Consider the following 11,990-nt stretch of genomic DNA (forward strand, 5'->3'; position numbering starts at 1 on the left):
CTAAAAACTTGTTGAAAAGGAAGTTAGGTGGGGGACTTGTTAGAGTTAAAAGGTAACTTATTTGAAGTTATGAAAGAAATTAGGGATGAGTTAGGTTCGCCGAATGATTTAACAATTAGGGAAGTTGCCCTTGCTGGTAGTTTTACACGCTGTGCTGTTGTCTTTTTATGTGGGTTAACAGATAAGGATAATGTTTATAAATATGTAGTTCGTACACTTCAATATGAAGAAATAAAAAAAGACGAAGTTGTTGTTCAAACATTATTAGATCGCTTTATTTCTATTGCAGAAGTTGGTAAGAAGACAACATTTCCGGATATTATAAATGCGATTTTAGCAGGAGATACAGTTATATTAATTGATAATATTCAAACTGCTATCGTGATTAATAGTAGAGCTTGGGAAAAAAGAAGTTTAGAACCACCAGTAACAGAAGATTTAATACGTGGACCGAGGATTGGATTAAATGAAGACATTAACGTGAATAAAATGTTAATTCGCCGTAGTTTACGTGACCCAAAGCTGAGATTTCAATCTTATATTATGGGGAAGAGATCCCAAAAAGAAGTGACTTTAGTATATATAGAAGACATTATTAATCCTTACATTGTAAAAGAGCTAGATCGGCGTCTTCAATCCATAGTGACAGATGTCGTTTTTGAGACGGGTACAATTGAGCAATTAATTCAAGATAATAATTTGTCGCCGTTTCCGCAGTTTTTGAATACGGAAAGGCCTGATAATATTGTGGCCTCATTGGCGAAAGGAAAGGCAGCTATTTTAGTGGATGGATCACCGTTTGCCCTTATAGCTCCGCTAGTATTTGTTGATATTTTTCAATCTGTGGAAGATCACTATGAGCGTTGGGTAATAGGGACTTTATTAAGAATATTGCGGATGGGTTCTGGTATAGTTGCAATTTTAATGCCAGCGATGTATGTAGCGCTCGTTTCGTATCACCAAGGACTTATTCCTTCTAAATTGGCTTATTCGATTGCTGGAGCAAGAGAAGGTGTTCCGTTTCCTGCATATATTGAAACATTAATGATGGCATTAACGATGGAGTTAATAAGAGAAGCGGGAATTAGGTTGCCAAAACCGATGGGACAAACGATAGGGATTGTAGGAGGTCTTGTAATAGGAGAAGCTGCGGTAAATGCAGGGATTGTAAATCCGTTTTTAGTTATTATTATTGCAGTTACTGCGATTGCTACGTTTTCACTTCCTGTATATAGCATTACAATTACGTTCCGAATTTTACTTTTCGTCTTTGTATTAGCAGCAACGGCTTTTGGGTTGTATGGAATCATTCTAGCTCTTATCGCGCTTGCTGTTCATATTACAAATTTAACAAGTGTTGGTGTGCCGTATACAACTCCAATTGCTCCCGCATTCTATAAAGATTGGAAAGAAGAGCTTATTCGTTTGCCAAAATCAATGTTGAAAGATAGACCAGAGTATTTACAAACGAAAGATTCTACAATACGTCCAAAGGAGCGAAAATAATTGAAACCATTTGAGTATGGCGATGAAGAAATTGGATCTCGGGAACTTGGGTTTGCAGTATCGTCAACCATTATTGGTATAGGTGCATTGTCTATGCCAAGGGATATTGCTAATCAAACTTTATTCTCAGACGGTTGGATTATTTTGCTTCTGGGTGGATTGATATGTGCAGTTTTAGGTTGGTTTGTAACGAGGGTGGCTATTTTATTCCCGAAACAAAACTTTGTTCAATATACGAGTGCGCATTTGACAAAACCTGTTGCATACACAATTAGTAGTATTTTAGTATTAACGTTTGCTGCTTTGACAGCATATGAATCGCGAATGATTTCAATTATTTCTCAAACGTATTTGTTTAGTGATACACCAATACAACTATTGTCTTTCTTCTTCTTATTAGTTGTTATTTATGGAATAGCAGGATCAAGAGCGGCCTTATTGAGGTTGAATGTTCTATTTTTACCGATTGTTTTAATTGCGATCGTGCTTCTTTCTTTATTGAATATAAATTTAATGGAAATAAATAATTTACTACCAGCTTTTCAAACAAAAGTGAGTCAATATGCTGTTGGAGTTAAGAATTCTATTTTTACGTTTATTGGGTTTGAAGTAGCTCTCTTTTATGCGGTGTTGCTGAATGATAAGGCGGCAAAAAAAGCACCAATGGCAGTTGCGAAAGCGGTAATGGTAAATGTGTTGTCGTACATTTTAATTTATGTAACTTGTATTAGTGTTTTTACGTATATGACAACTCGTGGATTGACGTACCCAACAATTGAATTAGGGAAAGAAATTGAAATTGGTGGAGGGTTTTTAGAAAGATTTGATGCAATTTTTTTTACAACTTGGATTATTACTATTTATAACACTACGGCCATGTATTATGACGTGGCATCTTTATTATTTTGTGCTATGTTCCCTAAAGTGAAGAAACATATTTTCATTTTTGTAAGTGCCCCGATTATTTTTATGGTGAATATGATGCCTAGTAGTTTGAATGCTTTGTCAAGTTATGGGACGTATTTAGCTTGGATAGATATGGGGTTTGTTGTGTTAGCACCTTTATTAGTTTTTATTGTATATAAAATAAAAAGAAGGAATGGTAGAAATGAAACACCTTCTTAAAATTATAATGCTTATGGTTTTAGTTGGATCTATCAGTGGGTGTTCTGAGCTAGAAGAAATAGAAGAAAGAGGATTTGTAGTAGGTGCAGCCTATGATATCGTGAAAAAAAAGAAATCGAATCCGATTATGAAAGGGACGTATCAGATGGTACTTCCCAGTAAGCTAGCGCAACAAGGGGGACAAGGTGGTGGAGATAGTGAAAATTATATTAATGTGAGTGCGAAAGCAGATAGTGTCTTTGAGCAAATCCGAATTATTGCTAAAAAAATTAGTCGAACATTATTTTTTCCGCATATACAAGTGATAATTTTTTCTAAAGATTTATTAGGGAATCCATATGTTTTACAAAATACGTTAGATGTATATATTCGTGATCATGAGATGAGACGAAATATTCGTTTGTTCGTTTCTGACAAAGATGCAGAAGCTATTTTGAAACAGAGCGCTAAGCCTGAAAATTTACCAGCGCAGTATATTGATATGTTAGCTGAACATCCTCCAAAAAATGCCCAAATGGTTGAGGCTGCAAGAATTGGTGAGGTTCAGGAAAAGATGATTGCGAACCGGAGTTTCGTATTACCTATTCTTGAATTAACAAAGCAAGGTGTACAAATGAACGGGGCAGCGTTGTTCCGTGGGAAGGATAATAAGTGTGTAGGTAGTTTGAATGGGGAAGAAACATTAGGGATGAATTATATAATAGGTAAAAAAATTGGAGGTTTTTTTACCATCCGCAAAAAGAATCAACTTATTACATATGAAATTCATAAGTTGCGTCGGAAAATTAAAGTATCTACAAAGAATATTACAAAACCAAAGTTTAATATTCACTTATATTTGGAAGGTACAATAGCTGAGTTACACTTTAGTGATCATAAAAAGGTCTTGAATGAAAAACGTTTAGAGAAGGATATTTCGGAGGAAATGGAGAAGCGCATCCGAAAATCGATCAAGCTTGTTCAAAAAAATATAAGGTAGATGTATTAGAGTTAGGGGAAGTATATAAGCGGCATAATTATAAAGAGTGGAAAAAAATAAGTGAGAATTGGGATCAAGGTGAAAATTACTTTAGTGATGCTGAGGTTACTGTTCATGTTCATCCAACAATTGAACATTCGGGTTCAGCTTTACCAAAAAGAGTAAAGTAAGGTGATGGAAGGTGTTTACTGGATTAGGGATTAGTTGCACAATATTAATGGCAGTTCTTCCGGGAACCATATACTACATTCATAAAAAAATCACAATGTATGGAGCGCAGCCTTGGAATACTGATGTGCAAAAAAAGAAACCTGAATGATTTCAGGTTTCTTTTATACAAAGCATATGTGAAGGGGGATACCTTCTATGTATGCTCTGTTTTTATACAAGCCCTAACCAATGTACCAATTGTGTAGAGAGGAATGTCACAACAATGGCGATAACGGTAGGGATTGCAAACGATAAGAATGTCCATTTTGCACTTTTTGTTTCTTTATATATGTTAACCAGTGTTGTTCCACATGGGAAATGAAGAAGTGAGAACAACATTGTGTTTAACGCTGTTAACCAAGTCCAACCATTTTCTAAGAATAGATTTTTAATTTGATTAAAATCATCTATTTCAGTTAAAGCTCCGGTTGATAAGTAAGACATTAATAAAATCGGGATAACAATTTCGTTCGCTGGTAGTCCAAGAATGAACGCAGCTAGAATAAATCCGTCAAGTCCTAACATTTTAGCGAATGGATCTAGGAAGTTTACAAAATACATAAGTAGACTTGTGTCACCGATGAAAATATTAGCAAGTAACCAAGTTAATGCAGCCGCAGGAGCAGCTACAACAACAGCTCGTTTTAAAACATAGACTGATTTATCGAGTGTTGCACGCACAATTGTATTCCAAACCTTTGGCTTACGGTATGGCGGTAACTCGAGTGTGTAGTGAGTTGGAACGCCTTTTAAAGCTGTTTTTGATAGTACCCAAGAAACGGTTAATGTCATAACGATACCAATTACAACCATTCCAACTACAACACCAGCAGTAACCAATGTTTGCATACTACCTGTATAACCAGCAGCCATAAATAATGAAGCCATTAAAATTAACATAGGCCAGCGACCGTTACAAGGAACGAAGTTGTTTGTTAAGATTGCAAGCATACGTTCACGTGGTGATTCAATAATACGTGTTGACATAATGGCTGCCGCATTACAACCAAAGCCCATTGCCATTGTTAAAGATTGTTTACCGTGTGCACCAGAGCGTTTGAATAAGCGGTCCATATTAAACGCAACTCGTGGTAAGTATCCGTAGTTTTCTAATAGTGCAAACATAGGGAAAAAGATGGCCATAGGTGGTAACATAACGCTAATAACAGCACCGATACCACGGAATAAACCAAGTATTAAAATGCCATGTAACCATTCAGGTGCATGTGCTGCTTGGAACCAAGATGTTAAATATCCTTCGGCCCATCCGAAGAATTCAGCAATCATATCAGATGGTACGTTAGCGCCTGCAATTGTAAGATAAAAAATGATAGATAAAATACCGAGCATAATTGGGAATCCCCAGATTGGAGATGTGAAAATTTTATCTAGTTTTTCAGAACGATATAATTTATCCGTATTTGTATATTGAACAGATTCTTTACATATGCTTGCAGATGTTCGGTAAATATCTCCGACAATATCATCTCGTATATCTTCTTTTGATAGTGCTTGTGCATGTTGAATAATATAGTCTAATGGAAGAGCTTTACTGGCTGAGTGAGATTCCATTCATTACGACCTCCCTTACAAGTGGTTCATTATGGTGTTGTTGAAGTGTAGTTAAGAAATTTTTATCTCCATCTAATATACGTAACGCAATCCAACGTGCTGGATACGTATCACCGAACAATTTATAAATTTGTGGTTCTAATTCCTGAATCATATTCTCGATTTTTTCGCTATAAGAAATTTTAATTGGTGTTGGAATTAGTTTTTTATTTGCTACTTTGGCAATAACATTTAGTAAATGACCGATACCTACTCGGTTACGAGCGGAAATCTTAACTACAGGTACACCGAGTGATTTTGCTAATTTCTTTTCATCAATAACGATGCCTTTTTTCTCAGCTTCATCAATTAAGTTAATACAAATGACTACGTTGCTCGTCATTTCCATCACTTGAAGTGCTAAATTTAAATTTCGCTCCATAGCAGTTGCATCGATAACAACTACAGTTACTTCTGGTTTTTCAAATATAATATAATCCCTTGCTACTTCTTCATCCGCAGAATTTGAATATAGTGAGTAAGTTCCAGGTAAATCTATTAATGTATATTTACTACCGTTATGTTCATATTCCCCTTCAGCTTTTAAAACAGTTTTTCCCGTCCAGTTTCCAGTGTGTTGTTTTAAGCCTGTTAAAGTATTAAATAATGTACTTTTCCCGGTATTCGGGTTGCCGGCTAAAGCAATGCGATGTTTGCTCATCTGAAATCATCTCCTATTAATATCCCGAAAATAAGGGAGCTTTCTTCCTTACGTAGTGCAATAGTGGTGTTGCTTACTTGATAAGCGACTGGATCTCCAAGTGGACTGCGTTGTAATACTTTAATCGTTGCGCCAGGGATAAATCCTAAATCTAATAAACGTCGTTTCATAGTTCCTTCTAATTGTATCTTCTCAATTTGTACAAACTCTCCAGTCTTAAATTCGGAAAGTGGTTTTATATTAGCCGATACCATAAAAGTTACCTCATCTCTATATTGTTAGTTTAAGTTTAAAAAGTTTCCTTAGGTAAACTTTTTGTTAGTAATATAGTAGACTACATTGGATGATGCTGTCAATTGGTACTTTAAAAATATTCATTTATTTTTAGAATTGTTCCAATTTATTTAGTTGTACTAAAAAATATTACTGAAATTCTGTGGAATATGCATAAATTAGGTGTGTAAAAGTAACAAAATACAGCGGAATTGTAAATGTAACTTTAACTCAAAGGGAAAAAGAGCGAAAAACATTTACATTGAATTTACATTGTTAAGAGTAAATTTACATTAGAGCTTAATTAGTGTGGATTTTGTTGGGTTCTTTAACTATAAATGTTGGGATTCCTAGTTTTTAAGGGTTATTATCGTCATTTACTTAAAATTAAAAATTGCTTAACACTCACATAATATTATTGTCCTACAATGAATTTGTGTTCGAAAGAAGTAGACAAATGTGAAAAGTGATAATCCAAATGGGGGTACAAGACATGGTCATGAAAAAGGGTATTAAATTTTCTTTAGCAGCTTTAGTGGTAGCGGGTTCATTAGTGGGATGTGGAAAAGCAGAAGAGACATCAGGTAAAGATGCTAAAGGAAGCGATAATGCAAAACAAGAATTGTCAGGTACGATAGCAGCTGCAGGCTCTACAGCACTTCAGCCTCTTGCAGAGGAAGCTGGAAAGAAATTTATGGAGAAAAATTCAAACGTTTCTATTCAAGTGCAAGGTGGCGGTAGTGGAACTGGAATTAACCAAGTAGCTTCTGGTGCGGTCCAAATTGGTAACTCAGATGTTCCATCTGCAGATAAAATAAAAGATGCTGATAAGGCGAAAGAATTAGTAGATAACAAGGTAGCGGGTATTGCATTCGCACTTGTCGTAAATAAAGATGTAAAAGTTGATAATTTAACAGTACAACAAGTACAAGATATCTTCACTGGAAAAGTAACAAACTGGAAAGAGGTAGGCGGGAAAGATGAAAAAATTAACGTAATCAATCGTCCAGCTTCTTCTGGTACACGTGCTACATTTGAAAAAACAATTATGAAAGATGCGAAAATCAATGATGGAACTGGTACTACACAAGATTCTAACGGTGCAGTAGAACAAGCGATTAACTCTACTCCAGGTTCAGTAAGTTATTTAGCAATGTCTTACATGGTTGGCGAGAAAAAAGGTGCGCTACAAACAGTGAAAATTGATGGTGCTGAACCAAAAGTTGAAAACATTGCGTCTGGTAAATATCCATTCTGGTCTTACGAGTACATGGTAACGAAAGGTGAGGCAAAAGAAGCAACAAAAGCTTACATTGACTATGTAAAAGGTAAAGATTTTGAAAAGCAAGTAGAAGATATGGGTTATATTCCAATGTCTAAATTAAATAAGTAATAAAATTTATGGGGCTGGCTGCAAGGCCAGTCCTGTTCATTTCAATTTATGAAGTGGGGTCTGTCCTGTGATGAAGGGGAAAAAACAAATTAATTACGTGAAAAGTGAATATATAGGAAGATCACTTGTTACGTTTTGTGGTATTTTTATTGTTTTAGTTACATTAGCTATTATTGCATTTATTTGCGGTAAAGGAATTCAATCATTTACGCAAAGTGGTATCTCGTTTACTGAAATGTTAACATCGACAAAATGGAGTCCAAATGCTGATGAGGGAACTTTCGGGGCTGTAATTTTTATTGTAGGTTCAACGGTGGTTTCGTTAGGTGCGGTTATTATTAGTGCGCCAATTGCTATAGCTCTTGCTATATTCATGAATTTAATTTCGCCGAAGTTTGGAAATAAAGTATTGAAGCCTGTTTTAGAATTATTAGTTGGTATTCCTTCGGTTGTATACGGATTATTAGGGGTTACAATTTTAGTACCGCTATTACGTGATTCGTTTGGAGGAGTGGGCTTTAGTTTAATTGCAGGTATTGTTGTATTAAGTATAATGATTTTGCCTACTATTGCTAGTATCGCTTCTGATGCAATACGCTCTGTTCCATTTGATTATTTAGAAGCTTCTTATGGTTTAGGATCAACGAAATGGCAAGCGGTTAGCCGAGTGATTGTTCCTGCTGCGAAAAAGGGGATTTTAACAGGTATTGTTTTAGGTTTAGCGCGTGCTTTTGGTGAAGCATTAGCGGTTCAAATGGTAATTGGGAATACGGTTAAATTACCAGAAGGCATATATAGCCCGACAGCAACGTTAACTGGTATTTTGACAATGGACATGACAAATACATTAAACGGAACTGCTTGGAACAATGCGCTATGGACTTTAGCAATGATTTTACTTGTTATTTCATTCCTGTTTATTTTAGTAATTCGAGCAATTGGGCAAAGAGGTGAGCGATAATAATGAATGCAAGAACGGTAAATAAAGTTTGGACAGGTATCTTTTATGCGGTTGCGGCTTTAGTTGTAGCTTTACTAGTGTTCTTAGTGTTTGAGATTTTACAAAAGGGATGGGGTTTTTGGGATCCTAATTTCTTGTTTGGAGAACCAAGTAATACAAGAGCTGGTGGTGGGATTGGTCCGCAGTTATTCAATTCTTTCTATATGCTTGTTATAACGCTTATTATATCTATTCCTCTCGGATTAGGCGCTGGAATATATTTAGCAGAGTATGCAAAACAAGGACGTTTTTTAAACTTTGTTCGTTTATGTATTGAGACAATGGCATCTTTACCTTCTATTGTTGTTGGTTTATTCGGTTTGTTAGTGTTCGTTACAATGACAGGATGGGGATACACAGTAATGGGTGGTGCCCTTGCTTTAACAATTTTAAACTTGCCAGGTTTAACTCGTGTTTGTGAAAATGCGATTTCAGAGGTTCCTTCTAATGTGAAAGAGGCGAGTCTTGGATTAGGTGCAACAAAGTGGCAAACGATCACTCGTATTATTATTCCGTCGTCACTACCACAAATTATTACAGGTGTTATTTTAGCGGCAGGTCGTATATTTGGTGAAGCGGCGGCATTAATTTATACAGCGGGTTTAACATCTCCAATTTTAAATTCAGCAGCGGACTTCTCAAGTCCTGCTCATCCTTTAAACCCATTTAGACCAGCTGAAACGTTAGCGGTTCACATTTGGAAGTTAAATTCTGAAGGAATTATTCCAGATGCGAAGTTAATTGCGACAAAGTCTGCAGCTGTATTAATTATTATGGTATTGCTATTCAATGTTATTTCACGCTTAGTAGCATCTATATTGCACAAACGTTTTACAGGAGCGAAAAGAAAAAGTAAAACGACGAAGAAGGTAAAAGCGGCATAAGTTATAAAGAAGAACTCTCTATTTATAAGTAGGGGGTTCTTTTTGCGTTTTAATATAGAAGGAAAAGGTATAGCGATTGTTGAATTTGTAATTCGTTATATAGATAAAGTGAAATTTTAAACAGTGGGGTTTTACTGCTCACAAATAGTGGGATAAAATGATGGATTATATGAGTAGGTAGAGAAAAAGCGTTATCTTCATTCGTGAAGATAACGCTTTTTCGTTTAAATATCAGGTGTTTCTGTAGAAGTATTTATTTTTCTACGAGAGCGTCTTTTTCTCCCGATTTTATCTAATAGTTCATACATTACAGGAACGACTACTAATGTAAGGACAGTTGAGACTGCTAAACCGCCGATGACAACGACTGCCAAACTTTTCGATACCATACTTCCTGCTTGTGATTGACCAAATAGGAGTGGTAGCATAGCGACGATTGTTGTAATAGCTGTCATAATAATTGGGCGTAATCTAGTGGAACCTGCTTCAAGTAAGGCCTCTCTCGTTTCCATACCGTGTTCTCGGTTTTGTTGTACTCTTTCTATTAATACGATAGCGTTTGTAACGACAATCCCGATTAACATTAATGCGCCGATCAAGGAATTTACATCAACTGGTGTTCCTGAAATGATTAATCCTAAAATACCGCCGACAGCAGCTAATGGCAAGGAGAACAAGATTGCAAAAGGAGCACGCGCCTGCCCAAAGGTAATAACCATAATTAAATATACAATCCCGATTGCAATCCCCATAATCTTGAATAAATCTGTGAAGTTCTCTTGCATAGATTCAGTGGCGCCTGCGATATTTACTTTGGCTCCGTTAGGTAAATCTAAGTCGGCTATCGCTTTGTTCACTTCTGCGCTTACCTTACTTAAATCTTCATTTGAAGCTTCTGCGGTAATTTGAATGGTTTCTTTTCCATCTTTATGGAAGACTTCTGTTTGAAGTTGTTTTTCTGAAATAGTTGCAATGTCTTTTAAAGGAATTGGTCCATTAATAGGTGATAGTATGTTTGTGTTTAAAATGTCTTCTTGTTTAGTAATGCTTTCTTTTTTATGTTCTATCATAATAGTAGTTTTTTCGTTATTGATTGAAACTTCACCAATAGGTGATTTCTTCATAAGGAATGCTACTTGTTGAGCTGCTAATTCTGGTGTTAATCCTAGTTGTTCGGCCTTTGTTTGATCAACATGGATTTGCCATTCTTTCTTAGAGTCTTCTAAATTCGTTTTTACTTTAGAAAGATCATCCATATCTTTTAGTTTTGTTTCGACGATAGTAGCAGCCTCTTTTAAATTCGTTTCGTTAGTGGCTGTTACGTTGAATTGCAAATTATTGCCGCCGCCAGAGCTTGAATAACTCATTTTTATATAATCAAGTTCAGCGGGTTCAAAAGTTTTATGTTCTTTCTTTAACTCTTTAATATACTGATCAATATCAGAACCTTTTTTAAAGACTACCAATATACTTGCGAGATTATTTTTGGTCGTTTGCCCCCATTGTGCATCTTCTGCGCTAGATCCCATTCGTAAAATAACATCCGTTACATCTGAATTAGAAAGTAGCTTCTTTTCGAAATCAAAGGCTTTTTGTTTTTGTGTTTCAGGAGCGTAATCAGCTGGGAAAGTCATATTAATAGATAACATTGTGTCGTCTTCAGATTTTATATTCGCTTTCGGTAGTAATACATAGGCAGCAATCGATCCTGCGAATAATAAAAAAGAAGTAAGTAGAATAATGAATTTATGCGAAAGAGCCCACTTTAATGTAGCCGTATATCGTGGTGAAGAACTTGGCTTTTTGTGTTTTGTTTTTTTGAGTAGTAAAAAAGCCATAAGTGGCACAACTGTTAGTGCAACGATTAAGGACGATAGTATAGAATATACGACCGCTAATACCATAGGTAACATTAATTTTCCGATTACTCCTGATACGAGGCCGATAGGTAAAAAAACAGCGACCGTTGTTAAGGTGGAAGAAGTAATTGCGACGGCGACCTCTTTCGTTGCATCGAGAATAATATCTTTAGAGAAAGATTCCTTTTGTAACCGGCGGAAAATATTCTCAATGACAACGATGCTATCATCGACGAGACGTCCAACTGCAACGGCTAAACCACCAAGTGTTAGAGTGTTAAGTGTGATGTTAGATTGGTGTAGTAAAAAGAGTGTTAATAAAATAGATAATGGAATACTGACAACAGCGATGAGTGTCGTTCGGAAATTGCGTAAAAAGATTAAGATAATTAGAGTTGCCGCAATTGCTCCAAGGATTACTTCTTTTCCCATACTAGTAACAGCATTTTCAACTTGTTCATGAGTTGATGCTAAAAGTTTAATAGAAAA

General features: G+C 35.8%; 10 protein-coding genes and 1 pseudogene (1 of these 11 cut by a window edge). 7 read left to right on the forward strand and 4 right to left on the reverse strand.

Going from position 1 to position 11,990, the window contains the following annotated elements; all coding sequences use genetic code 11:
• Window positions 1–27 precede the first annotated feature (27 nt).
• The 4 genes and pseudogenes from gerLA (at window position 28) to EGX95_RS30160 (ending at window position 3,929) form a co-directional block, all read left to right on the forward strand.
• Window positions 28–1,506: a spore germination protein GerLA gene (gerLA, locus tag EGX95_RS02375; protein WP_140421427.1), complete on the forward strand. Its 1,479-nt coding sequence runs from the start codon at window positions 28–30 to the stop codon at window positions 1,504–1,506.
• Complete coding sequence (gene gerLB / locus EGX95_RS02380) at window positions 1,507–2,631, forward strand: spore germination protein GerLB (RefSeq protein WP_000802032.1); 1,125 nt, start codon at window positions 1,507–1,509, stop codon at window positions 2,629–2,631.
• Window positions 2,615–3,780: pseudogene (locus EGX95_RS02385) on the forward strand (Ger(x)C family spore germination protein). Before gerLB ends, EGX95_RS02385 begins: the two are co-directional and overlap by 17 nt.
• Before the next feature lie 11 nt (window positions 3,781–3,791).
• The gene (locus tag EGX95_RS30160) at window positions 3,792–3,929 is read left to right on the forward strand and encodes a hypothetical protein (protein ID WP_000493998.1); all 138 of its coding nucleotides are present in this window, start codon (window positions 3,792–3,794) and stop codon (window positions 3,927–3,929) included.
• 62 nt (window positions 3,930–3,991) lie between these two features.
• Here the strand turns inward: EGX95_RS30160 and EGX95_RS02390 are convergent, their stop codons facing one another.
• The 3 genes from EGX95_RS02390 to EGX95_RS02400 are packed head-to-tail and all read right to left on the reverse strand — an operon-like array spanning window position 3,992 to window position 6,346.
• The gene (locus EGX95_RS02390; protein ID WP_000443586.1) at window positions 3,992–5,392 is read right to left on the reverse strand and encodes a nucleoside recognition domain-containing protein; all 1,401 of its coding nucleotides are present in this window, start codon (window positions 5,390–5,392) and stop codon (window positions 3,992–3,994) included.
• The gene (locus tag EGX95_RS02395) at window positions 5,370–6,092 is read right to left on the reverse strand and encodes a FeoB small GTPase domain-containing protein (RefSeq protein ID WP_000033851.1); all 723 of its coding nucleotides are present in this window, start codon (window positions 6,090–6,092) and stop codon (window positions 5,370–5,372) included. Before EGX95_RS02395 ends, EGX95_RS02390 begins: the two co-directional genes overlap by 23 nt.
• Window positions 6,089–6,346 (reverse strand): FeoA family protein, encoded by a 258-nt coding sequence (locus EGX95_RS02400; protein ID WP_000252983.1) that lies wholly within the window; start codon window positions 6,344–6,346, stop codon window positions 6,089–6,091. The genes EGX95_RS02395 and EGX95_RS02400 overlap by 4 nt, the downstream gene beginning before the upstream one ends.
• A 512-nt stretch (window positions 6,347–6,858) precedes the next feature.
• Here EGX95_RS02400 and EGX95_RS02405 point away from each other — a divergent pair.
• From EGX95_RS02405 to pstA, 3 genes are all read left to right on the forward strand, one after another.
• Entirely contained in the window at window positions 6,859–7,758 is a 900-nt protein-coding gene (locus tag EGX95_RS02405; RefSeq protein WP_000245119.1) for a phosphate ABC transporter substrate-binding protein PstS, read from the forward strand.
• A 70-nt stretch (window positions 7,759–7,828) separates the two neighbouring features.
• Window positions 7,829–8,719 (forward strand): phosphate ABC transporter permease subunit PstC, encoded by an 891-nt coding sequence (gene pstC / locus EGX95_RS02410; protein WP_000676682.1) that lies wholly within the window; start codon window positions 7,829–7,831, stop codon window positions 8,717–8,719.
• 2 nt (window positions 8,720–8,721) lie between these two features.
• Window positions 8,722–9,642, forward strand: coding sequence for a phosphate ABC transporter permease PstA (gene pstA / locus EGX95_RS02415; RefSeq protein ID WP_000994142.1), 921 nt, complete (start codon window positions 8,722–8,724; stop codon window positions 9,640–9,642).
• A gap of 224 nt (window positions 9,643–9,866) precedes the next feature.
• On the opposite strand, the gene EGX95_RS02420 is transcribed toward pstA, so the two are convergent.
• Window positions 9,867–11,990: the 3' portion of an efflux RND transporter permease subunit gene (locus EGX95_RS02420; protein ID WP_000375585.1), read on the reverse strand. The gene runs 921 nt beyond the window's last position; 2,124 of the gene's 3,045 nt are visible here — the last part of the coding sequence; its start codon lies off the right edge, out of view; its stop codon occupies window positions 9,867–9,869.

Source organism: Bacillus sp. FDAARGOS_527, assembly GCF_003812125.1.
Taxonomy (GTDB): Bacteria; Bacillota; Bacilli; order Bacillales; family Bacillaceae_G; genus Bacillus_A; species Bacillus_A paranthracis.